At 68.3% G+C, this 22,778-nt stretch carries 21 protein-coding genes; 10 read left to right on the top strand and 11 right to left on the bottom strand.

Annotated elements, in window-relative coordinates; translation table 11 throughout:
- Positions 1 to 60: 60 nt before the first annotated feature.
- The 3 genes from EJJ38_RS19415 to EJJ38_RS19405 all read right to left on the bottom strand — a co-directional run bounded on the left by EJJ38_RS19415 (position 61) and on the right by EJJ38_RS19405 (position 6,155).
- Positions 61 to 3,192, bottom strand: a complete 3,132-nt coding sequence (locus tag EJJ38_RS19415; RefSeq protein ID WP_127092077.1) for an efflux RND transporter permease subunit — start codon at positions 3,190 to 3,192, stop codon at positions 61 to 63.
- Positions 3,193 to 3,203: 11 nt separating this feature from the next.
- The gene (locus EJJ38_RS19410) at positions 3,204 to 4,370 is read right to left on the bottom strand and encodes an efflux RND transporter periplasmic adaptor subunit (RefSeq protein WP_127092076.1); all 1,167 of its coding nucleotides are present in this window, start codon (positions 4,368 to 4,370) and stop codon (positions 3,204 to 3,206) included.
- A gap of 141 nt (positions 4,371 to 4,511) precedes the next feature.
- A complete protein-coding gene (locus tag EJJ38_RS19405; RefSeq protein ID WP_127092075.1) occupies positions 4,512 to 6,155 on the bottom strand; it encodes a Na+/H+ antiporter in 1,644 nt (547 codons plus the stop codon).
- 189 nt (positions 6,156 to 6,344) lie between these two features.
- Here EJJ38_RS19405 and lgt point away from each other — a divergent pair, with 189 nt between their 5' ends.
- The 5 genes from lgt to EJJ38_RS19380 all read left to right on the top strand — a co-directional run bounded on the left by lgt (position 6,345) and on the right by EJJ38_RS19380 (position 10,925).
- The gene (gene lgt / locus EJJ38_RS19400; protein WP_205666220.1) at positions 6,345 to 7,163 is read left to right on the top strand and encodes a prolipoprotein diacylglyceryl transferase; all 819 of its coding nucleotides are present in this window, start codon (positions 6,345 to 6,347) and stop codon (positions 7,161 to 7,163) included.
- On the top strand, positions 7,160 to 8,284 hold the full coding sequence (locus EJJ38_RS19395; RefSeq protein ID WP_127092073.1) for a class I SAM-dependent methyltransferase: 1,125 nt from the start codon (positions 7,160 to 7,162) through the stop codon (positions 8,282 to 8,284). The genes lgt and EJJ38_RS19395 overlap by 4 nt, the downstream gene beginning before the upstream one ends.
- Entirely contained in the window at positions 8,281 to 9,063 is a 783-nt protein-coding gene (pgeF, locus tag EJJ38_RS19390) for a peptidoglycan editing factor PgeF (protein ID WP_127092072.1), read from the top strand. Before EJJ38_RS19395 ends, pgeF begins: the two co-directional genes overlap by 4 nt.
- Before the next feature lie 188 nt (positions 9,064 to 9,251).
- Positions 9,252 to 9,893 carry a hypothetical protein gene (locus tag EJJ38_RS20390; RefSeq protein WP_164738586.1) on the top strand — a complete coding sequence of 214 codons (642 nt, stop codon included), beginning with the start codon at positions 9,252 to 9,254 and terminating at the stop codon, positions 9,891 to 9,893.
- A 78-nt stretch (positions 9,894 to 9,971) separates the two neighbouring features.
- On the top strand, positions 9,972 to 10,925 hold the full coding sequence (locus tag EJJ38_RS19380) for a ribose-phosphate pyrophosphokinase (RefSeq protein ID WP_127092070.1): 954 nt from the start codon (positions 9,972 to 9,974) through the stop codon (positions 10,923 to 10,925).
- Positions 10,926 to 11,243: 318 nt separating this feature from the next.
- Here the strand turns inward: EJJ38_RS19380 and EJJ38_RS19375 are convergent, their stop codons facing one another.
- On the bottom strand, positions 11,244 to 12,038 hold the full coding sequence (locus EJJ38_RS19375; protein WP_127092069.1) for a phosphatase PAP2 family protein: 795 nt from the start codon (positions 12,036 to 12,038) through the stop codon (positions 11,244 to 11,246).
- An 81-nt stretch (positions 12,039 to 12,119) separates the two neighbouring features.
- On the opposite strand from EJJ38_RS19375, the gene EJJ38_RS19370 reads away from it, so the two are divergent.
- Together EJJ38_RS19370 and EJJ38_RS19365 are read left to right on the top strand one after the other, a co-directional pair.
- Positions 12,120 to 12,647 (top strand): YaiI/YqxD family protein, encoded by a 528-nt coding sequence (locus EJJ38_RS19370; RefSeq protein ID WP_127092068.1) that lies wholly within the window; start codon positions 12,120 to 12,122, stop codon positions 12,645 to 12,647.
- The gene (locus EJJ38_RS19365) at positions 12,637 to 13,029 is read left to right on the top strand and encodes an MAPEG family protein (protein WP_127092067.1); all 393 of its coding nucleotides are present in this window, start codon (positions 12,637 to 12,639) and stop codon (positions 13,027 to 13,029) included. Before EJJ38_RS19370 ends, EJJ38_RS19365 begins: the two co-directional genes overlap by 11 nt.
- Before the next feature lie 64 nt (positions 13,030 to 13,093).
- On the opposite strand, the gene EJJ38_RS19360 is transcribed toward EJJ38_RS19365, so the two are convergent.
- Complete coding sequence (locus EJJ38_RS19360; protein WP_127092066.1) at positions 13,094 to 13,519, bottom strand: DoxX family protein; 426 nt, start codon at positions 13,517 to 13,519, stop codon at positions 13,094 to 13,096.
- A 100-nt stretch (positions 13,520 to 13,619) separates the two neighbouring features.
- On the opposite strand from EJJ38_RS19360, the gene EJJ38_RS19355 reads away from it, so the two are divergent.
- On the top strand, positions 13,620 to 14,534 hold the full coding sequence (locus tag EJJ38_RS19355; protein ID WP_127092065.1) for a LysR family transcriptional regulator: 915 nt from the start codon (positions 13,620 to 13,622) through the stop codon (positions 14,532 to 14,534).
- Positions 14,535 to 14,582: 48 nt separating this feature from the next.
- On the opposite strand, the gene EJJ38_RS19350 is transcribed toward EJJ38_RS19355, so the two are convergent.
- On the bottom strand, positions 14,583 to 15,047 hold the full coding sequence (locus EJJ38_RS19350) for a hypothetical protein (RefSeq protein ID WP_127092064.1): 465 nt from the start codon (positions 15,045 to 15,047) through the stop codon (positions 14,583 to 14,585).
- Positions 15,048 to 15,286: 239 nt separating this feature from the next.
- Here EJJ38_RS19350 and EJJ38_RS19345 point away from each other — a divergent pair, with 239 nt between their 5' ends.
- Positions 15,287 to 15,790, top strand: a complete 504-nt coding sequence (locus tag EJJ38_RS19345) for an invasion associated locus B family protein (RefSeq protein WP_127092063.1) — start codon at positions 15,287 to 15,289, stop codon at positions 15,788 to 15,790.
- A 155-nt stretch (positions 15,791 to 15,945) separates the two neighbouring features.
- On the opposite strand, the gene EJJ38_RS19340 is transcribed toward EJJ38_RS19345, so the two are convergent.
- From EJJ38_RS19340 to EJJ38_RS19325, 4 genes are all read right to left on the bottom strand, one after another.
- Positions 15,946 to 17,169 (bottom strand): MFS transporter, encoded by a 1,224-nt coding sequence (locus EJJ38_RS19340; protein ID WP_127092062.1) that lies wholly within the window; start codon positions 17,167 to 17,169, stop codon positions 15,946 to 15,948.
- Between the two features lie 357 nt (positions 17,170 to 17,526).
- A complete protein-coding gene (locus EJJ38_RS19335; protein ID WP_127092061.1) occupies positions 17,527 to 18,063 on the bottom strand; it encodes a Spy/CpxP family protein refolding chaperone in 537 nt (178 codons plus the stop codon).
- Positions 18,064 to 18,229: 166 nt separating this feature from the next.
- Positions 18,230 to 19,138 carry a metallophosphoesterase family protein gene (locus EJJ38_RS19330; protein WP_127092060.1) on the bottom strand — a complete coding sequence of 303 codons (909 nt, stop codon included), beginning with the start codon at positions 19,136 to 19,138 and terminating at the stop codon, positions 18,230 to 18,232.
- Between the two features lie 180 nt (positions 19,139 to 19,318).
- A complete protein-coding gene (locus EJJ38_RS19325) occupies positions 19,319 to 20,686 on the bottom strand; it encodes an NAD(P)H-dependent oxidoreductase (protein ID WP_127092236.1) in 1,368 nt (455 codons plus the stop codon).
- A 233-nt stretch (positions 20,687 to 20,919) separates the two neighbouring features.
- Here EJJ38_RS19325 and EJJ38_RS19320 point away from each other — a divergent pair, with 233 nt between their 5' ends.
- Positions 20,920 to 22,185: a glycoside hydrolase 5 family protein gene (locus EJJ38_RS19320; protein ID WP_127092059.1), complete on the top strand. Its 1,266-nt coding sequence runs from the start codon at positions 20,920 to 20,922 to the stop codon at positions 22,183 to 22,185.
- Between the two features lie 93 nt (positions 22,186 to 22,278).
- On the opposite strand, the gene EJJ38_RS19315 is transcribed toward EJJ38_RS19320, so the two are convergent.
- Positions 22,279 to 22,710: a MerR family transcriptional regulator gene (locus EJJ38_RS19315; protein WP_245454336.1), complete on the bottom strand. Its 432-nt coding sequence runs from the start codon at positions 22,708 to 22,710 to the stop codon at positions 22,279 to 22,281.
- Positions 22,711 to 22,778: the final 68 nt, after the last annotated feature.

Here is a 22,778-nt window from a genome sequence, read left to right as displayed (position 1 = left end):
CACCTGGATCGTGATCGACGCACCGTATCGCCCGGGCCCGGGCTCCGTCATTGCCTGACATCACTGTGGAGGCTGCGGCACTTCCGCCGGTTTGGCGCGGCTAAAGCGTGCGAACAGCTTCATGACGAAGACGAAGAAGACGGGCACGAAGAACACCGCAAGAACGGTCGCGGAGATCATGCCCCCCATCACGCCCGTGCCGATGGCCTGCTGGCTGGAGGCGCTCGCGCCCGAGGCGATCGCCAGGGGAACCACGCCCAGCGTGAAGGCCAGCGAGGTCATCAGGATCGGCCGGAAGCGCAGATGGCAGGCCTCGATGGTGGCTTCCGTCAGCGACTTGCCCTGTGCGCGCAGATCCTTGGCGAACTCGATGATGAGAATGGCGTTCTTCGCGGCGAGGCCGATGATGGTGATCAGGCCCACCTTGAAATACACGTCATTGGGCATGTCCCGCAGCATCACCGCCACCACCGAGCCGATAATGCCGAGCGGGATGACCAGCATCACCGAAATCGGGATGGACCAGCTCTCGTACAGCGCCGCGAGGCACAGGAAGACGAGGATGCACGACAGGGTGAGCAGCATGGGCACCTGGGAGCCCGACTGGATCTCCTGCAGGGACTGGCCGCTCCACTCATAGCCGAACCCAGGGGGCAAGGTGGCGGCGATGCGCTCGACCTCCGCGATGGCATCGCCCGAGGAATAGCCGTCCGCCGCCTGGCCGGTGAAGCGGATGGACGGGTAGCCGTTATAGCCCACCGCCTGAGACGAGCCCCGGCTCCATTCCAGCGTGGCGAAGGCCGACATGGGCACCATGCCGTCATTGGCATTGCGCACGTTCAGCTTCAGCAGATCGGGGGCCTGCATGCGGCTGCGCTGGTCGGCCTGCACGGTCACGCGCTGCATGCGGCCGGCATTGGGGAAGTCGTTCACATAGGCCGAGCCGAGCGCGGTGCTCAGCGTGGTGTTGATGTCGGCGAAGGTGACGCCGAACGTGTTGGCCTTCTCGCGGTCGATGACGAGATTGACCTGCGCCGCATCGGGCATGCCCTCCACCATGACGCCCGCGAGGACCGCGCTCTTGGCCGCTTCCGCAAGGAATTGCTGCTCGGCGGCCCGAAGCGCCGCGGGAGGCTGCCCACCACGATCCTGCAGGCGGAAGGAGAAGCCGTTGGAGTTGCCGAGCCCCTGGATGGGCGGCGGGGAGAGGGCGAACATGATCGCATCGCGGACGCCGGCGAACGCCATGCTGAGGCGGCCGGAAATGGCGCCGGCGGAATCTTCGGCGCCGCGCTCGTCCCAGTCCTTCAGGGTCACGAAGGCCAGGGCCGCGTTGGAGCCGATGCCGTTGAAGCTGTAGCCCATGATGGCCACCGTCTCGCTCACGGCCGTCTCGCCGGCAATGGTCTTCTCCATGCCCTCGATCACGTCGAACGTGCGGTTGGCGCTGGCTTCCGAGGGGGCCTGCACGTTCACCAGCACGAAGCCCTGGTCCTCATTGGGCAGGAAGGAGGAGGGCAGGCGCACGAACATGTAGGCGAGCGCGCCCACCAGCACGAGATAGATAAGCATGACGCGCCCGGAGCGCTTCAGCAGCCAGCCCACCGAGTTGCCGTAGCTGCGGGAGGACCGATCGAACACGCGGTTGAACCAGCCGAAGAAGCCTTTCTTCTCGTGATGGTGCCCCTTGGCGATGGGCTTCAGGAAGCTGGCGCACAGAGCCGGGGTCAGCGAGAGGGCGAGCAGGGCCGAGAACAGGATCGAGGTGACCATGGTCAGGCTGAACTGGCGATAGATCACGCCCACCGCGCCGGGGAAGAAGGCCATGGGCACGAACACCGCCACCAGAACCAAGGTGATGCCGATCACCGCGCCAGTGATCTGCTTCATGGCCTTGCGGGTGGCTTCCTTCGGCGGAAGGCCCTCCTCGGCCATGATCCGCTCCACATTCTCCACCACCACGATGGCGTCATCCACGAGGATGCCGATGGCGAGCACCATGGCGAACATGGTGAGCACATTGATGGAGAAGCCCGTGGCCAGCATCACCGCGCAGGTGCCGAGCAGCGCAACGGGCACGACGATGGTGGGAATGAGCGTGTAGCGGATGTTCTGGAGGAACAGGAACATCACCAGGAACACCAGCGCCATGGCTTCCAGGAGCGTGTGCACCACCTTCTCGATGGAGGCTTCGATGAAGGGCGTCGTGTCGTAGGGCACCGTGTATTCGACGCCCGCCGGGAAGAAGCGGGCCAGCTCGGTCATGCGCTCGCGCACCGCCGTCGCGGTCTGCAGCGCATTGCCCGAGGGGGTGAGCTGCACACCGATGGCCGCCACCGGCTTGCCGTTCAGGCGGGTGGAGAAGTTGTAGTCCTCACCACCCACTTCCACCCGCGCCACGTCGCGCAGGCGCACGGAGGAGCCGTCTGGATTGGCGCGCAGCACGATGGCGCCGAATTCCTCGGGTGAGGTGAGTTGGCCCTTCACCAGAACCGTTGCCGAAATCTGCGTGCCGACGGGGTTGGGCAGGGCGCCAATGCGGCCGGCCGCCACCTGCGCGTTCTGGGCGGAGATCGCGCTGGTGACGTCGGCAGGGGTCAGGCGAAGCCCGACCATCCGCTCGGGATCGATCCAGATGCGCATGGAGCGCTGGGTCGAGAAAAGCTGCGCGCGACCGACGCCGGGAATACGGCGGATCTCGCTCAAGACGTTGCGGCTGGCATAGTCGCCAAGGCCGATGGCATCCACGGCGCCATCGGTGGAGGTGATGGCGACCACCATCAGGAAGCCCTGTCCGGCCTCCTCCACCTGCACGCCCTGCTGGGTCACCGCCTGGGGCAGGCGTGATTCCACGCGCCGGATGCGGTTCTGCACTTCCACGGCGGCCTGCTGGGACGAGGTGCCGGGGGCGAAGGTGACGTTGATCTCAACCCGGCCGGACGTGTCCGAGGTCGATTCAAAATACAGCATCCCGTTGATGCCGTTCAGTTCTTCCTCAATGAGCCGGGTGACGCCCTGGTAGATCTCCTCCGGCGAGGCGCCGGGATAGGCGGTCTGCACCGTGATCTGCGGCGGGGCCACGTCCGGATATTGCGAGATGGGCAGCATGGGCAGGGTGATGAGACCCGCCAGCGAGATGAGGATGGCGACGACCCAGGCGAAGACCGGCCGGTCGATAAAGAAGCTCGGCATGGATCAGGCCTTCAGTTGACGGGCTTCGTGTCGCCGGGCGCGGCATCGGCCTTGGCGGGCGTCCAGTCCTTGGGCGTGACCTTGGCGCCGGCGCCGATCTTCTGGAAACCGTCCACCACAACCCGGTCGCCGGGCTTCAGATTGGCATCGATGACCCAGCGCTCACCGACGATGCGGCCGGCGGTGACGGTGCGCCGCTCGATGGTGTCGTCGGGCTTCACGATGAACAGCTGGGCAGTTCCGGCGGTGTCCCGCTGCACGGCCTGGACCGGCACCGCGAGGGCATTCTTCTGCACACCCTGGTCGATCTCCACGCGCACATACATGCCGGGCAAGAGGTCTCCGCTGGGATTGGGGAATTCGCCGCGCAGCACCACCTGGCCGGTGGAAGCGTCCACGGCGGCTTCGGAGAACAGCAGCTTGCCCGACACGGGATAGCGCGTGCCGTCCTCCAGGATGAGGTTGACGCGCGCCTCGTCGGGCGCGACCTCCTGCAGCGTGCCGTCCTTCATGGCCCGGCGCAGGCGCAGCATCTCGGTGGCCGACTGGGTGAAGTCGGCATAGACCGGATCGAGCCGCTGGATGGTGGCCAGGGAGCCGGTGGAAGAAGAGACCAGCGCGCCTTCGGTGATGGTGGCGCGGCCGATGCGGCCGGAGATGGGCGCGGTGACGCTGGCATAGCGCAGGTTCAGCTGGGCTTCGTCGAGGCCGGCCTGCGCCGCCGCAACGTCCGCATCCGCCGCCGCAAGCTCGGCCACCGCATTGTCGAGCGCCTGGGCGCTGTTGACGTTGCGCTCCCGCAGCTCCTTCTGGCGGTCCGTCAGCTGGCGGGCCTGGAGCTGCACCGCCTTGGCGCGCTCCAGCGTCGCCTTGGCGCTCGCCACCCGCACCTGGAAGGGGGCGGGGTCGATGCGGTAGAGCACATCACCTTCCTTCACCATGGTGCCCTGCTCGAACACGCGCTCCAGGATGATTCCGGTCACGCGCGGCACCACCTCGGCGATGCGCGTGGGCGCGATGCGGCCGGGCAGCTCATTGGCGAAAACGATGGGCTCAGGAGCAGCGGTGACAATGCCCACATCGGGAGGAGGAGCGCCGGTCTGAGCGTGAGCAGGCGCGAACACCGATGCTGCGGCGAAGACGATGGCGACGCCAAGGAAATGCGTGCTGGACGGCATGATGGGACCCACTGGATTGGCGTTGGACTCCGCCGCTCAGAAGCGAACGTGCCCAATGAAATTCCGGATCCGAGTAACATACAATCTGATTGAATGTAAATATGAGCGGCCGAGTGGTTTGATTTCTCCGGGACTCCACACCTAGCGGCTGACGAGGCGTGCCTCCAGCAGGTCAAGCGCCATGACGAGGCGCCGGGCGTCCTCTTCGCTGACCCTGCGCTTGCGCGCCGCCTCGAAATAGACGCCGCGCTCGGCGCGCAGCGCCGCGATGTGCATCTCCCGCTCCATCTCGCCGGTTCGGAACAGGGCGTCGGCCTGCGCCTCGTCCTGGCTGTTGGCCTCGATGCGGCGACGGTAGATCTCGATCAGGTGGGCCGCCGCCTCCGCGCTCAGGGGCGCACCGCCGTCCTCCCCTTCGGACATCTTGTGTCGGGCGGCCTCGATGGCGCGGATCGCCGCTTCCGAGGCGTCCACCTGCACCGCGCTCAGCGCCTTCGTGGTGCGCATGGCGCGCGGTGCGCTTGCGCGGGGCACCAGCAGCGGCAGGCCCGCTGAGGCCAGCACCAGCGAGACGATGATGACGGCGGCGGCCAGGAACACCGCGAGGTCGCGGGCCGGGAAATGGGTGCCGTCCGGCAGATGCAGGGGCAAGGTGAGAACGCCCGCGAGGGTCACCGCGCCGCGCACGCCGCTCAAGGTGGCGGCGCCCACATGGCGCTTGTCGGGAGACTGGTAGGATTGTCCCCTGTAGCGCGCCCAGGCCGCCGCGAGCGACAGCGAGACCCACACCCAGGAATAGCGCATGACCGCCAGGAGGCCGACGATGGCGACGGTGTAGAGGGCCAGCCAGGACAGGTCGAAGCCGTTATTGTCCCGCACGAGATCGGCGGCCCGGCCGATGACCTGGGGCAATTGCTCGCCCAGCAGCACGAAGACGATGCCGTTGGCGGTGTATTGGATGATGTCCCACACCACCTTGCGATCGAGCCGCGACACCGCCTGGAGATGGCCGCTCTGCTCCAGCCCCGTCATGGTGAGGCCCGCCGCCACGGCAGCCAGGACCGGGGAGCAGCCGATCTGCTCGGCCAGCAGATAGGCGCCGAAGGGAATGAGGATGCTGATCAGCACCTGCGCGCCCGGATCCTCACCGAACTTGTCCGAGATCCAGTTCTTGGCGATGCCCGCCACCACCGTCACGGCGATGCCCACGGCGGCGCCGCCCGTGGCCAGCCACACGAACTCCTCCGCCGCGGCGGTGAGCGAGAAGGCGCCGGTCATGGCGGCCGCCACGGCGAACTGCATGCAGACGAGGCCGGAGGCGTCATTGAGGAGCGATTCGCCCTCCAGCACCCGCATGAGCCGCTCGGGCATGGCCCGCCCCGACAGGATGGCGGACACGGCGAGCGTGTCAGTGGGCGAGATGATGGCCGCCAGCGCGAACGCCACGGGTAGCGGCATGATGGGGATCATCCAATGGATGAAGAAGCCCAGCCCCACCACGGTGAACACCACAAGCCCGAAGGCGAGGGCCATGATGAGGCCGAAATCCCGCGCGAGGCCCTCGCGCGGCGTGCGCCACCCGTCCAGGAACAGGAGAGGCGGCAGGAACAGCAGGAAGAAGAGCTGGGGGTGCAGCTCCACCCCGAGATCGGTGAAGACGGCGATGGCGGTGCCGAGCGCGATCTGGATCAGCGGGCGGGGGATGCGCAGCGGCAGGATCCGCTCCAGCGGGCCGCTCACCACCACCGCGAGCAGGAGGACGAGTGTGATCCCAATGGTTTCCAAGCTCGGCTCCGCCCCCGCGTCCCCCCTGTGTCACGCAGCTTTGAACCATGCCTGGAATGGGCTGAACAGGGGGGCGGGCGGTCGGCCGGGGGGTGACGCGCGTGGCCGCTTCGTGCGGCCCGCCTTGACGCCCAGGCACCCAGCAGGCACATGCGGAGGCCTTGCCCCGGCTGGAGGACGGCTTCCCCGATGATGCTCGCGCTGCCCTTTCCCGCCATCGACCCGGTGCTGGTCGCATTGGGCCCGTTCGCCATCCGCTGGTACGCGCTCGCTTATATTTTCGGCCTGCTGATCGGCTGGCAGCTCGCCCGCATGATCGCCGCGCGCCCCGGCGTGTGGGGCGGCACCTCGCCCATGCGGCCGGTGGATTTCGACGATGCGCTGTTCTGGGCGACGCTGGGCGTCATCCTGGGCGGGCGGCTCGGCTATGTGCTGTTCTACAATCCCGACTATTTCCTCCAGCATCCCGCCGAGATCGTGATGGTGTGGAAGGGCGGCATGTCCTTCCATGGCGGGCTGGCGGGCACGCTGGTGGCGCTCATCCTGTTCGCCCGCAAGCGGGGCATTCCCGTTCTCTGCCTGCTGGACGTGGCGGGCGTGGTGGCGCCGGTGGGCCTCTTGTTCGGGCGCATCGCCAATTTCATCAATGGAGAGTTGTGGGGCCGCCCCTCGGACGTGCCCTGGGCGGTCATCTTTCCCTCCGGCGGCAACGTGCCCCGCCATCCCAGCCAGCTTTACGAGGCCGCGCTTGAGGGCGCGCTTCTTCTGGTGGTCATGTTGGTGAGCGTGCGGCTCGGCGTGCTCAGGCGGCCGGGCCTCGCGGCGGGCATTTTCGGCATCGGCTATGGCCTGGGGCGGATCACGGGCGAATTCTTCCGCGAGCCGGACCCGCAGCTCGGCTATCTCGCCTTCGGCACCACAATGGGCATGCTCCTGTCGCTGCCGTTGGTGATCGGCGGGGCGCTTCTGGTGCTCCATGCCGTCAAGAGCGAGCCCCGCGCGTCATGACCGAACAGATGACCGCGCTGGAGCGGGAGATCCGCGACCTCATCGCCGCCGAAGGGCCGATGCCGGTCTCGCGCTACATGGCCTTGTGCCTGGGCCATCCCGTGCACGGCTATTACATCACCCGCGATCCCCTCGGCGCGCAGGGCGACTTCACCACCGCCCCCGAGATCAGCCAGATGTTCGGCGAATTGCTGGGCCTGTGGGCGGTGGCCACCTGGCAGCAGATGGGATCGCCCGAGGGCGTGCGGCTGGTGGAGCTGGGGCCGGGGCGGGGCACGCTCATGGCCGATGTGCTGCGCGCCGCGCGCGTGGTGCCCGCCTTCGGGGAGGGGGTGAGCGTCCATCTGGTGGAGACGAGCCCCGCCTTGCGCGCCCGCCAGAAGGCGGCGCTGCCCAAGGTGTCGCCTCAGTGGCACGACCGGCTGGAGGACGTGCCGCCCGGTCCCGCCATCGTGCTGGCCAACGAATTCTTCGACGCCCTGCCCATCTCCCAGTTCGTGAGGGGGGCGGAGGGCTGGCATGAGCGGCGCGTGGGCTTCGGCCCGGACGGGCGGCTCGCCTTCGGGCTCGATCCGCGTCCCGCTCCGCTCGGCGCCGCCTTGGCGCGCTTCGTGCCCGGCGCCCATGCCGAGGGCGCGGTGCTGGAGCATCTGGAGAGCGGCGCGGCCGCCACGCTGGCCCGGCGCATCGCCGAGCAAGGCGGCGCGGCGCTCATCATCGATTACGGTCCGGCCCGCCCCGGCGTCGGCGACACGCTCCAGGCGGTGCGGGCCCATCGCTATGCGGACCCGCTGGAGGCGCCGGGGGAGGCGGACCTCACCGCCCATGTGGATTTCACCGCTCTCGCCCGCCGGGCGCTGGTGGAAGGGGCGGCCGCCTATGGCCCGCTGACCCAGGGGGACTTCCTCATGCGGCTCGGCATCGTCCAGCGGGCGGAGCGGCTGCAGCAGAGCACCAACGCCTCCCAGCGCAAGGCCATCACCGCCGCCCTCTCCCGCCTTGCCGGACGGGGCGAGGGGGAGATGGGCGCCCTGTTCAAGGTGCTGAGCCTGTGCGATCCAAAGGCAGGCCCGCCGCCGGGATTCGCGGCGGAGGAAGCGGTCGCGGAGCCGGACGCATGAAGATCGAAGCCCCCTCCCTCGCCGCTTTGCCCGGCATCCGCCATGCCTTCTTCACCCGCCGGGGCGGCGTGTCGGAGGGCCTCTATGCCAGCCTCAATGGCGGCATGGGCTCGCAGGACGACCTTGCCAAGGTGAGCGAGAACCGCGCCCGCATGGCCGGGGCGCTGGGCATCGAGCCGGCCGCTTTGGTGGCCTGCTGGCAGGTGCATTCCCCCGACGCGGTCATCCTGGAAACCCCCTGGACCCGCGAGGACGCGCCCAAGGCCGATGCGGTGGTGACCGCCGTGCCGGGCCTCGGCGCCACCATCACGGTGGCCGATTGCGGGCCGGTCCTGTTCGCCGATCCCGTGGCCCGTGTGGTGGGCGCGGCCCATGCGGGCTGGAAAGGGGCCTTCGGCGGTGTCATCGAGGGCACGCTCGCCGCCATGGAGCGGCTTGGCGCCCGGCGCGGGGACATCCATGCCGCCATCGGCCCGCTGATCCGGCAGGACAGTTACGAGGTGGGCGAGGATTTCCTGGCCCGCTTCCTCGACACGGACCCCGCCTTCGCGCGCTTCTTCAAGCCCGCCGAGCGGCCGGGGCATGCCTTGTTCAACCTGCCGGGCTTCATCGCCCACCGCCTGCGGGAAGCGGGCGTGGAGCGCATCGAGGATCTGGGCCTCGACACCTATTCCGACGAGGATCGCTTCTTCAGCTACCGCCGCTCCACCCACCGCAAGGAGCCGGATTACGGCCGGCTGGTGGCCGCCATCACGCTGGCGCCGACCACACAAACATGACCGAATAGTTAAGGGCCGCCGGAAACCCGCGCCAAAGCGCCCTCGAAGGGCGTCCGGCCCGGCGCGCGAGCGCCTTGGAAAGGCCCGGAAATCCGTCGCTCCTTAACAGGTTCTTAACGGCACTCTGGACCTGCCGGTTAATAAACGGTAACCCTCCTCTCATCGGACATCTGACGAGGGGAAGCCGCATGAGCGATGCGACGGTAAGCCGGGGGCGCGGCCTCTTTCTTATCGCGGGCCGTGTGGTCCTGTTGGGGATGGGCCTTGCGCTCGCCGCCTGCCAGACCGACGGCACCGGCTACGCCTCGGCAGGCTCCAAAAGCCTCGCATTCGAATCCATCGACGGCCCGCCCAAGGCGACCTTCGAGAAGCTCGTGACCCAGCTCACCACCGAGGCCCAGACCCAGAAGGTGTCCGTGGTCTCCCGCTCCGAGCCTGCCGCCTACCGGGTGCGCGGCTATCTGGCGGTGAACAGCACCAAGGACAAGACCGCCGTCACCTATGTGTGGGACGTGTTCGACGCCAACAAGCAGCGCGTCGCCCGGCTCACCGGCGAGGAAGTGGTGAAGCGCGCCAAGGGCGATGCCTGGCAGGCCTGCGACGAGGACGTGCTGAACCGCATCGCCGGCATGTCCATGGCGGCCCTTGCGGAAACCGTTGGCGCGCCGCCGCCGGCTCCGTCGGCCGCCCCTGCCGCTCCTGCGACCGCCGCTGCCCCGGCCGAGCCGGCGCCCGCCGCGCCGCAGCCGGCCGCGCCGCCGGTGAACGGCGACGGCCCGCCCGTGGCCGAAGCGCCGCACTCCAACGCTCTCGCCTACGCGGCGCAGTAACAGGCTTTACAAAGGCGCCGCGCGCCGCCAATCAATGCCGCGCGGGGCGGCTGGGGCCAGCCTTCGGGCGGGGATAGTATGTCGAGCGAGAACGGATCCATGAAGCTTGTGGCCGGCAATTCCAACCGGGCGCTTTCCGAAGCCATAGCCGCCTATCTGGAGACGCCGCTGACCAAGGCGGTTGTCCGGCGCTTTGCGGACATGGAGATCTTCGTCGAGATCCAGGAAAATGTGCGCGGGCAGGACACGTTCGTGATCCAGTCCACGTCCTTTCCCACCAATGACCATCTCATGGAGCTGCTCATCATCATCGATGCGCTGCGCCGTGCCTCCGCCAAGCGCATCACGGCGGTGCTTCCCTATTTCGGCTATGCCCGCCAGGACCGCAAACCCGGCCCGCGCACGCCCATCTCCGCCAAGCTGGTGGCCAACCTCATCACCCATGCGGGCGCCGACCGCGTGATGACGCTGGACCTGCATGCCGGGCAGATCCAGGGCTTCTTCGACATCCCCACGGACAATCTCTATGCCGCGCCCGTCATGGTGCGCGACATCAAGGAGCGGTTCGACACCTCGAACCTCGTGGTGGTCTCCCCGGACGTGGGCGGCGTGGTGCGCGCCCGCGCGCTCGCCAAGCGCATCGACGCCCAGCTCGCCATCGTGGACAAGCGCCGCGAGCGGCCGGGCGAGAGCGAAGTGATGAACGTGATCGGCAATGTGGAAGGCCGGTCCTGCATCCTGGTGGACGACATCGTCGATTCCGGCGGCACGCTGGTGAACGCGGCCGAGGCGCTGCTGGCGCGCGGCGCGCTGGAAGTGCATGCCTACATCACCCACGGCGTGCTCTCCGGCGGCGCGGTGGCCCGCATCACCGCCTCCAAGCTGAAGGAATTGGTGATCACCGATTCCATCCAGCCCACCGAGGCGGTGCGGGTGGCGCGCAACATCCGCGTGCTTTCCATCGGCACCCTGATCGGCGAGGCCATCGCGCGCACGGCGCACGAAGAATCGGTCTCCTCGCTGTTCGACTGATCGCGAGGATCGCCAGGCGTTCCCAGGGCCGTTACGCGCGGGGCTTTGCCCTGTGGGTTGATCGACGCCGCCTGGAAGCTACCGCGTCCCCGCAACCTTCCTCTGTTTTCGCCGGTTCCTGTTCTTCCCTGCAAGCGGAACAACAACCTGTCGTAGAACGTGCGGTTCGCAGCGCATGAAAAGCCCTCTCCCGCTTGCGGGGGGGGAGGGAGGACGGGTGGTCGCTCCGAGAGTGCGCGACCTTGCCCGTTCCAGAGCCTTCACTCGCAAGCCGGAGCGGGGAGATAGCGACGCTCCTCCGCTTGGCGCGCGCCAGCGTCAGCCGCGATTGCCCACGGCGGGCGCATCACCCTCGGTGGGCACCTTGCCTTCCGGCTCCACTTCGCCGCGCATCTGCAGCCAGAGCAGCACCAGCCAGCACAGGCACGCCCAGCCCGCTCCCAGCGCCCAGCCGCCCAGAACGTCGGTGGGCCAGTGGACGCCCAGATAGATGCGGCTGATACCCACGATAACGGTGACCGCGACGGCGAGGCCCAGCAGGAAGACCTTCACGCGCCAGCGCGGCTCGGTGCGGGCGAGGAGCGCGCCCAGCGTCAGATAGACCACGGCCGACATGGTGGAGTGGCCGCTGGGGAAGCTTGCCGTATAGACCTCCATGCCGTGGGGCACGAGGTCCGGCCGCGGGCGCCCGATGCCCCATTTCAGCGCGCTGGACAGGATGGTGCCGCCGGCCACCGAGAGGAACACCGTGAAGGCCGTGAGGCGTCGGCCGGTGAGCAGCAGATAGGCGAGCACCGCCAGCGTCACCAGGGTGAGGATGGTGGTGCCCCCGAGCGCGGTCAGGTCGCGCACCGATTCTTCCAGCCAGCTGGGGCCGATGGGGTCGGCGGTATTGCCCGGCTCGCGCAGCATCAGGAGGATGCGCTCGTCCAGTTGATGGGTCTCGCCTTCCATCACCTCGTCCGCCAGGACGAGGAAGCCATAGAAGGCCAGGGCCGCCACGGCGATGATGGCCAGCGTCAGCCATTCCAGCCGCACCACATGGGACAAAGCAGGGCCGATGACCGGGAGTTTCCGGAGCCAGGCTCCGAGGCGCGAATTGGGCTGCGTCATGGGGGGAATGAAGCCTTGGCGGGGCGTCCCGTCAACTCTCCCATTGGTTGGGGGCGGCGGGCGAATGGCGTATGAAGGGGCATGTCCTTCCGTCCTCCGGCGGCCGTTCGTGCCGCGCCCATCGTCCTCTATGTGGATGGCGATGCCTGCCCCGTGAAGAACGAGGTGTATCGCGTGGCCGAGCGCCACGGGGTGCATGTCGTGCTGGTGTCCAACGCGCCCCTGGCGGTTCCCCGCGACGTGCAGGTGGAGCGCGTGGTGGTGCCGAGCGGCCCGGATGTGGCCGACGATTATATCGCCGAGCGCGTCTCCAAGGGCGACGTGGTGGTGACGGCGGACGTTCCGCTGGCCCATCGCTGCGTCACTGCCGGGGCCGACGTGCTCTCGCCCACGGGGCGCGCCTTCACGCCGTCCACTATCGGCGACGCGCTGGCGACCCGGGATCTCATGGATTCGCTGCGCTCGGCGGGCGAGGTGACACGGGGGCCGCCGCCCTTCTCGGCGCGGGACCGCTCGGCCTTCCTCTCCGCCTTGGATCTCGCCTTGGTGCGCCTGAAGCGCGCCGGCTACGTGACCACCCCGCCGAAGGAGCCTGCCGATGACCGTTGAGCTGGTTTATCTCGCCTTGAGCATCGTCCTCGCCTTCATCCAGCTCCTGCTGCCCATCGGCATCGCCACCCGCGCGCGGGGCCTCGCCTGGAATGCCGGGCCGCGCGATGTCCCCATGCCGCCCCTGGACGGGCTGGGCGGGCGGCTGGAGCGGGCCCATCGCAACATGATGGAGACCTTTCCCCTGTTCGTGGGCGCGGTGGCCGTCGCCCATTTCGCGGGGGCGCACAATTGGCTCTCCATGGGTGGCGCCGCGCTCTATTTCTGGGCGCGCCTCGCTTATGTGCCGCTTTATGCGTTCGGCGTGCCCTATGTGCGCTCTCTGGTCTGGACCGTGGCCATGGCGGGGATGTTCCTGGTGCTCTTGTCGCCGCTGGTCTGAACGCAAAAAAAAACCGCCCGGGCCTGGGGCTCGGGCGGATTTTTCATTTGGGAAGCCGGCGCGGTCAGGCCGTGGCGGGCTTCAGGCCGGGGATGAGCGCGGTGGAGCGCAGGGCGAAGGCGCCCTCGCCGGCAAGGCCCACCGAAAGGGACGAGACGATGAGGAAGGCGGGATATTCCCAGCCGCCGCCGGGCACCGAGAACAGCCAGCCATTGCCCAAATGGGCCGACATGGCGCCCAGCATCACCGGGATCATCAGCACCGCCACCGGGCGGGCGAAGACGCCAAACAGGATGAGCAGGCCGCCCACCAGTTCGATGAGGATGACCGGGCCGGCCAGGAAGCCGGGCATGCCCAGCGAGGAGAGATAGCCGGCGAAGCCGGTGATGCCGAACGCGAAGAGCTTCATCAGCGCGTGGGAGATCCACATCAGCCCGAGGGCGGCGCGAAGAAGGAACAGGCCGTAGGGAGCGGTACGAAGGTCGATCATTTCTGCCTCCATGAGGTTCGTTATGGCAAAAGATGTAGCGCCGCCCCATTTGCAATGCGATAAGTGATAATGCCGAGTTTTATTTGCACAGGTGCAATCGATGATCGCCTGGGATGATTTCCGCCTCGTGCAGGCGGTGGCGGACACCAAGTCGCTGGTGGGGGCGGCGGACGCGCTGGGCGTGAACCATTCCACCGTGTTCCGGCGCCTGGGCGCGCTGGAGCGGCAATTGGGGGCCCGTCTGTTCGAGCGCTCGCGCACCGGCTATGCGCCCACCGCCACGGGCGAGGAGATGGTGCGCCTCGCCGAGCGCATGGCGGAGGAGATCGCGGCGGTGGAGCGGCGCATCACGGGGCAGGACCTGCGCCCCTCCGGCGAACTGCGCATCACCACCAATGACACGCTGCTGGTGCATCTGATGACGCCGATCCTGGCTTCGTTCCGGCGCGCCTATCCCGAGATCCAGCTGGACGTGCTCATCTCCAACCAGTCCCTGAACCTGACCAAGCGCGACGCGGACGTGGCCCTGCGCGCCAGTGACCGGCCGGGCGACACGCTGGTGGGGCGGCGCCTCGCCACCATCGCCTGGGGCATCTATGGGCGCGCGGACGCGCTGGGCGGGGCGACGTTCGATGCCGCCAACATGCGCGCCCATGATTGGGTCGGGTTCGCCGATGCGCTCTCCGGCATCCGCCCGGCCAAATGGCTGCGGGAGCGGGCGGGCGACGGGCGGGTCTGCTACCGGGTGAACACCATGCTGGGGCTGGCGGATGCGGCGGCGGCGGGCATCGGCCTCGCCGTCCTGCCCTGCTTCATCGGCTCCATCACACCCGGCCTCGTGCGCCTGTCGGGGCCGCTGGAGGATCTGGATTCCAGCCTGTGGCTGCTGACCCATCCGGACCTGCGCACCACGGCGCGGGTGCGGGCCTTCATGGACCATGCGGGGCAGGAGATTTTGCGCCGCAAGGGGCAGATCGAAGGGCGCGAGGAGGCACCGTCCGACCTCGCGCCGTGAGGCGTCACGCTGTGACGCCTCGTGCGGCAATCATTCGGCGAAGGGGGATTACTCGGCGGTGGTCTCGGAGGCGACCTTGCTGGAAGGCGCGCGGGTCTTGCGGCGGCTCGCCACCTGCTGGCTTTCGGTGCCGAGGCGGGTGAAGTCGCACCACATGGTCTCCACGCCCGCGAGCTGGCCGCGGAAGGTGGTGGGGCCCGTCTTGACCACTTCGAAGCACGGCTCGAACGTCATGCCTTCCACGAAGCCGCACACATTCTCGGTGCGCACCCGCACCGTATTGGGCGGAAGGCGGACGAAGCGCGCGGTCCCCTGGGACTGCATGGTGATGGTTCCGGCCACCGACCCGTCAGGGAAGATGCGGCCGGCGCCCGTGGAGCCCTCAAAGCAGCTGAAGGCGAAGGTGCGGCCCACGACAAAGGCCCGCGCCTGTTCGGGAGTGAGATTTTGAGCGCTGGCCGCCCCAGTCCCGAAGAAGGCGATGCCGGCTGCCGCGAGAAGAATGCTTCGCATGACCCCTACATACGATGACGATGGTTAACAAATACGATGCGCGGCTTGGGCGGGGCGCGCAAGCGCCGGGGTGGGGCGGAGGTGCTTTCCCGCTGCCTGTGTCCCCCGCGCCGCGCTTCAGAGGTTGAAAGGTAGCTTTCAATGCCAAGTTCAAGGTTGATGCGTCTAGAACGTTAACTCGGCCTTAAAATTACGGATGCCCTCCTCTCTTCGGGTCTGATTCCTGAACAGAGGAGAACATGATGCTGAAAAGAGCAGTCCTTGTTCTATCGATGGTCTGCGCTTCTGCGACCAGTTATGCCGCGACACCGCAGGTTGCGGGATCGTTCAACGATTGGAGCGCCTGGACCTACCAGGAGGGCGGTCGGAAGAACTGTTATATTTATGCAACCGCCAGCGCCAAGACGCCTGCCCAATTGGACCATGGGGACGTCTCCTTCTTCGTGCGCTCCGTGCGCCAGCCGGCGAACCGGACCGAGGCGAATTTCAGCGTCGGCTATGATTTCGCCGCCGATTCCAAGGTGCGCGCGGAGATCGGCGATGCGCGCTTCGAGATGATGGTGAGCGGCGGCAATGCCTGGCTCGCGGCGGCGGAGCAGGAGCGGGAATTGCTGGAGGCCATGAAGGGCGGGGACGAGATGTCGCTCACCGCCACCTCCCGGCGCGGCAACCGCACCAGCTATGTCTTCTCGCTGGACGGCGTGACGGCGGCGGTGCGCCAGCTCCACAAGGACTGCCCCTGACAGGGCATGGCCCGGCCGCCCGCTTCACCGCGCGGCGGCCGGGGCTGAAAGCGTTTCCAACCGAAGTGTGAAGCGGTTCGCGCCACGGAAACGCGGAAAAACAAAGAGATAAAGTGGCTTTCAGCCTGTCCTTGAAAGGCTGAAAGCACTTTAGGTCAGCCCGCCTGCAGCGCGGGGCGCTCCACCGGGCGCTCGCGGATGGGCAGGTTGATGGCGGCGGAGGCGAAGGAGAGCGCCACCGACAGCCACCAGACGATGTCGTAGGAGCCGGTGCCCTCATAGAGGATGCCGCCCAGCCACACGCCCAGGAAGCCGCCCACCTGGTGGCTGAAGAAGGCGAAGCCGTAGAGCATGGCCATGTAGCGGGTGCCGAACATCAGCATCACCAGCCCGGACGTGGGCGGCACCGTGGAGAGCCAGAGCAGGCCCAGCGACGCGCCGAAGATCAGGCAGGAGAGCGGCGTGATGGGCAGCAGGATGAACACTGCGATGGCGACGCCCCGCAGGGCATAGATCACCGCCAGCATCCATTTGCGGGAGAAGCGGCTCGCCAGTGCGCCCGCGCTCAGGGACCCCACGATATTGAACAGGCCGATCAGCGCCAAAGTGGAAGCCCCGATGCCCGCCGTGATGCCCTTGTCGGCGAGGAAGGCGGGCATGTGGACCGTCACGAAGGCGAGCTGGAAGCCGCAGGTGAAGAAGCCCAGCACCAACAGCACATAGCTGGGGTGGGCGAACGCTTCGCGCAGGGCGCCGGCGATGGACTGGTTGGGCACGTTGGCCGCCGACACCGCCTGGGTGCCGCGGGTGGCGAGCGCCAAGGAGAGCGGGAGCACCAGAAGCAGGATGGCCGCGAACACCAGCAGCGTCTCCTGCCAGCCCACCTGGGCGATGAGGCCGGTGGCGAGCGGGGGGAACAGGAACTGGCCGAACGAGCCGGCCGCCGTGCCCGCGCCGAACCCCAGCGAGCGCCAGCGCTCCGGCAGCAGCTTGCCGAAGGCGGCGAGCACGAGGTTGAACGAGCAGGCGGAAAGGCCGAAGCCCACCAGCACGCCCGCCGACAGATGCAGCAGAGCGGGGGTGGAGGCGCTGGCCATGAGGGCGATGCCCGCCGCGTAGAGCAGGGCGCCGACGCACAGCACCCGCACGGTTCCAAACCGGTCGGCAATGGCGCCCGCGAAGGGCGAGCCCAGGCCCCACAGCAGGTTCTGAAGCGCCAAGGCGAGGCCGAACACGTCGCGGCCCCAGCCATAGGTGTTGGACATGGGAATGAGGAAGAAGCCCGAACTGGCGCGCGGACCAAAGGTCAGCATCGCGATCAGGCACCCGGCCACGAGAATAAGCAGGGTCGAGGCCGAGGCGGCGGTGGACTTCGTCATGAGGGTATTTCCGTGCGGGTCTCGGTCTGGGCCGAACCGTTTCGGATGTCACCATAAAGAACGAAAGGGCACCGTAGAAATCAAACTTCGTCACGCTATCCATGAGGAAACTTCATGCATGGCGCAGAAGCGTGCGCCTGCGGACCACCGGGGGCGTGGTCCGCAGGCGACGGAAGGCGCCGGGCTTCAGGCGGTGGGGCCGTTGCGGGGCGGGGGCCCGCTCAGGCTAGGCCGCCCGGAGCCGGGAGGCGCCTTGTACCAACGGCCCCGGTCTTTGACCGGTGCCGCGTGGGTTTCGCTCAAGCACCGCGCGGGCTTGACCAAGGGTCCGTGAGTGACGCTCACGGACCCTTGGTATCAGCCTCGGTGCGGACCCGGTCCGCCCTTGCCGTGCGGGCCGCCCTGCGGACCGCCCATGGGCCGGAACTCTTCCCGCAGAAGGATCTGCAGGCGGTGCTTCTGGCTGTCATTGAGGGTCTGGTAGAGCGGCTGGGCGGCATCGGCGATCTTGGTGAGATCGGCGGCGCGCTGGGTCATCATGTCCGCCTGGACGCGCAGGCGGGCGATGGCGTCGGGCTGCTGGGGCGGTCCGGCGCGGCGCTGCTCGGCCATCTTCTGGCGCCGGGCGGAGGCGTCCTTGGAGACATCGCGCAGAGCGGTCTCCACGGCGGGCCACAGCTTCTCCTGGTCCGGGCTCAGGGTGAGGCCGGTCTTCAGGGCGGCGATGCGCGCGTCGGTGAGGGCGGCGCGGTCTTCCGCAGAGGGTTTCCAGCGCTCCTGCTTCTCAGGCCCACCAGCCGGCGGGCCGCCCGCTGGGGCGGGATTGGCGGCGTAGGCGAACACGGAGCCGGACAGTAGAGCGGCGGTCGTAGCGGCGATGAGGGCTTTCTTCATGTATCATCCTCCGTTGATGTTCGGAGGATGGGGCCAGGAAGGATCAGGCTCAACTTAAACTTCTGTAATTGATCTCCCGTTCATCTTTGAAAATCTGAACAGAAATTCAGGTACATTGCAGATAGTTTAGATATGAATCTTGGACTTGAGAGGTGATCTGGTCTCGTCAGGCGCCGATGAGGACTTTAAGCCCGCGCTCCGCCACGCGGCTCTCGCCGGGCGCGTAGCCCCGGTTTTCCATCTCGCAGCGCCAGGCGCCGGGCGTGCCGGAGATGCGGTAGAGATTGTACCGGCCCGCGCCGCGCGCATCGTCCGGCCCGGCGGAGGCGGAGGGCACGCCCACCACCGGCACCTGCCCATCGGGGGAGGGGAGCCAGCCCAGGGAGGCGCGGTGGTCGTGGCCGTGCAGCACCAGTTCGGCGCCCGCCCGCTCGATGACGCGCTGGAAGGCTTTCGCATCCCTGAGGTCGCGATGAAACGGCCGCTCGCCCACGGGCGGGTGATGGATCATCACCACCCGGAACAGGCCCTCCTGCTTCAGCTCCACCAGGAGGCCCTCCAGGCGCTTCAGCTGGGCGCGGCCCGCCTCGCCGCTGGCGAGGAAGATGGCGGTGGGAATGGCGGTGGAGACCCCGACGATGGCCACCGGCCCGCGCCGGCGCACGAAGGGAAACGAATCCCGGTCGATCGGCGTGCCGGGATGGGTGTTGTCCCCGGACAGGAACGGAGCCCAATGCTCCAGGTGATAGGCCAGCGCCGAATGCACATAGGCGTCGTGATTGCCCGGCACCACGGTCACCCGGTCCGGTGCGCCCAGCGAGGAAAGGAAGGTGGCGCCGGTGTCGAATTCGGCCGGGAGGCTCACATTCACGAGGTCGCCGGTCACCGCCACATGGTCCACCCGCTGGGCGAGCAGGTCTGCCTGCAGGGGGGCGAGGGTCGCGGCGCCGAAATTGCGCCGCCGCGCGCCGATCCAGTTCATCATGCCGAAGAAGCGCTTGCCCAGGAGTTCCGAAATGCGGGCCTCCGGAATGGGCCCGAGATGCGGGTCGGACAGATGGGCGAGAACGAACATGCGCCAGACAGCCTTTTGCGAGACGTGCGACCGGGACTGTAAAGCGCGGAACGGGCCGCGGTTCCAGTCCCCTCATGTCACAGGACCGCGCGCGGCCTGAGCGGAACCCCGCTCCGGCGCCGGTCCGGTGGGTTGACGGGAGGGGCCTGCGCACCGGGTGGAGGCCCCTTTTTGTTGGTGTCAGGCGGTTTTGCGCTGCTCGGGTGTGAAGGCGGCCTCCATCTCCCGGCGCACGCGCACCGTGTCGCTTTCGGCGATCTCCACCTCCGCCCAGCGCACCGGCTCGCCCCGGCGGACCGGGGCTTTCAGCCGCACATGATGGGCAAGGCCGATGGGCAGGACGCCCTTCGCCAGCGAATCTTCCGCCCGCATCAGGCGTCCATAGACGGTGTAACCGCCTTCCCCATCCAGCATTTCGCCGGCCGCGAGGTCGCGCTTGGCGGTGGCGGCCACGTCGCTGAAGAAGCCGATGGCGCTGCCCGACGCTTCGTGCCGCAGCGCCGCCGCCGCCACCGAGATGCCCAGCTCCATGCCGATGAGGTGATAAGGCCGGTAGAGCGCCGTGTAGCGGCCCGACGGGTCCGTCACCATGCCGTACTCCTTGAAGCAGCGGCGGGAATAGTCGCCGCGCTGGGACGGGTCCGCCGCCAGCACCACATAGACGCCCCAGCGCAGGTCGCGGAACACGGGGCGCCCGTCTGTCTCCTGCGAGGAGACCACTTCCACCATGCCCTCCTCCTCCAAGATGCCGCCGTCCGCGCGGGGACGCAGGATGCGGGGCAAGTCGTCCACGCCGCAGGGCGGGAACAGCAGGCCGTCGCGGGGTGCTTTCAGGCCGGTCATGTTGGAAATGGCGGCCATCTCGATGGCGGATTTGGTGCCGTCCACGAAGGAGTTGAACATTTGCGGGTTCATGCCGCCCGCCGCTGCCATCTCGCGGGGGATGGCGAGATTGTCCCACACCGTCTCGGGGGTGGACTGGTGATAGGCGGGCAGGTGGCGGGTGCCCTTTCCGGCGGCCACCACGCGGAAGCCGCAGGTCTCGGCCCAGTCCACCATGTCGCAGACCAGCGCGGGCTGGTCGCCATAGGCGGCGCCGTAGACCACGCCTGCCGCGTTCGCCTTGCGCGCCAGCAAGGGGCCGGCCAGCACGTCCGCCTCCACCGTCACCATCACGATGTGGCGACCATGGGCGATGGCGGCCAGCGCATGGGCGATGCCCGCGCCGGGGCTGCCGGTGGCCTCCACCACCACGTCGAGCCCATCGGCGGCGATGAGGGCAGCGGCATCTTCGGTCAGCACCGTGCCGCCGGTGCGGCGGGCCGCGTCGAAATCGGGGGCGATCACCGCGTCCGCGTCCCAGCCGGTCTGGGCGAGGGCGGCACGGGCGCGTTCGGGAGAGAGGTCGGCGATGCCCAGCAGGTGCATGCCGGGCGTGGTGCGCAACTGGGCGAGGAACATGGAGCCGAACTTGCCGGCGCCGATGAGGCCGACGCGCACCGGCCGCCCCTCGGCGGCACGTTGGCGAAGCTTGCGGGCGAGATTCATGACGTGTCCTCCCATGCTGCTCTCTTCGAGGGCATCCATGGCCCGTACGGCGGCGGGCGCCGGTCGGGGCAGGCTGGACCCCCTCGGGGAGCTATTGTTCGTCCGGCGACGTGCGCCGGACGAGCGGGCACAATATGTTCACGTTCTTGCGTTTGTCTCCCCCCTCGCTTTTGGGCGTGCCGTGTCCGAAAAGGCGCCCCGGGGCGGGGGCTTTGCGTTTCAGGGATCATCCCATGAGAGTGACCGTGTGGTGCCGTTCCTGGCCGAGGGTGGTTGTGACCCTGGGTCTCCTCCTGTCCGCGGCGGGCGCCAGCCTGCCGGCCGCCGCCTCGTCGGTGACGGTGCGGGGCACCGAGCTGATGGTGGACGGCGTGCCCTTCGTGGCCAATGGCGCCTCCGGCCTCGACCGGCTGGGGGATTTGAGGGGCACCGGCGCGGGCGTGCTGCGCACCTATGGCGAGGAGCCGGGCGAGATCCTGGATGCCGCCCAGCGGGCCGGGCTGAAGGTGATCGTCGGCTTCTGGATGGAGCATCCCCGACGCGGCTTCGATTATGGAAACCGGCAGGCGGTGGAGGCGCAGCTCGGCGAGTTGCGCAAGATGGTGGAGCGCTATCGCACCCATCCCGCGCTGCTGGCATGGGGGGTGGGCAATGAGGTGGAGACCGAGCTGACACCCGAACAGGCCGCCCCCGTCTGGCCGGCCATCGAGGAAGCGGCGAAGCTGGTGCATACCCTGGACGGCGCCCATCCCGTCATGGCGGTGCTGGCCGATACGGGCACCGACAAGGTGACGCGCCTCAAGCAGCAGGCGCCCTCGGTGGACCTGCTGGGGCTCAATGTCTATGGCGACAGCGTGCTGAGCATCCAGGCCCGCGCCCGCAGCCAGGGCTGGACCGGGCCGATCCTGGTGACGGAGCTGGGCGCGCTCGGCCAATGGCAGGCGGGCATGACCGCGTGGGGCGCGCCGGTGGAGCTGACCTCCACGGAGAAGGCGGACAAGATGCGCCGCTATCTCGGCGTGCTCGCCCAGGCCAAGGTTGCCGCCATGCCCTTCTATTGGGGCCAGAAGCAGGAGGTGACGCCCACCTGGCACAGCCTGTTCCTGCCCACGGGCGAATGGACCGAGCCGGTGGAGGTGATGGCGCAGACCTGGGGCGGCAAGCCGCCGGGCGGCGACAATCACGCGCCGCGCATCCTCTCCTTGCGCCTGGACGGCGTGCCGAGCCTGCCGCGCGGGGGAACCGCCAAGGCGGTGCTGTCGGCGAGCGACCCGGACGGCGATCCGCTGAAGGTGGAATGGCAGATCATGGCCGAGCAGAAAGTGCGCGGCGTGGGCGGCGATGCGGAACCCGTGCCGCCCACCTTTGCCGTGCGCGCGCCGGGCCCCACGGAAGCCACCATCGCGGACCTTGAGCCGGGCCAGTACCGGCTGTTCGTGACGGTGAAGGATGGCCGGGGCGCGGCCGCCACCGGCAATCTGCCCTTCGAGGTGCGGTAGGCGCCTATCGCGGACAAGAAAAAGCCCGCCGGGGGAACCGGCGGGCCAGGATGCCTCGGGAGTGCGAGGCCAATGCGCGTCTGGTGGTCGCGCTCAGGCGGCGGCGAGCCGGTCGGCGGTGTCGCGCAGTTCCGCGATGGCCGCTTCGATCTCGCCACGCTGGCGCTCAAGCTGGGTAAGCTGGGTGAGGCAGCGCTCGCGGGTGAGGGCAAGGCCGCCCGCGCCGGTGGTGCCTTCATGGGCGGCGATGAGGCCGCGAATCTCCGCCAGGGTGAAGCCGAGGCGCTTGCCCTTCAGGATCACGGACAGGCGCTCGCGGTCCTTGGTTGAATAGAGGCGCGACAGGCCCTCGCGGCGCGGCGAGAGAAGGCCCTTGTCCTCGTAGAAGCGCAGGGCGCGCAGCGTGACGCCGAAATCGCGTGACAGGTCGCCGATCGTGTGGACCTCGTCCGCAAACACCACGGCGCTCAGGGGTGAGCTGTGGTGAACCATGGGCTCCCGCGCTCCGGAAATCGACACGTCCATCCGCATTACTCCTCGTCCGGGCGGGTCGATCGCCGCCGTCATGGAAACCTGCGGCGTTCTGCGGGAAC

Source organism: Aquabacter cavernae (assembly GCF_003993795.1).
GTDB classification, from domain to species: domain Bacteria; phylum Pseudomonadota; class Alphaproteobacteria; order Rhizobiales; family Xanthobacteraceae; genus Aquabacter; species Aquabacter cavernae.
This window is presented reverse-complemented; position numbering and strand designations above follow the sequence as displayed.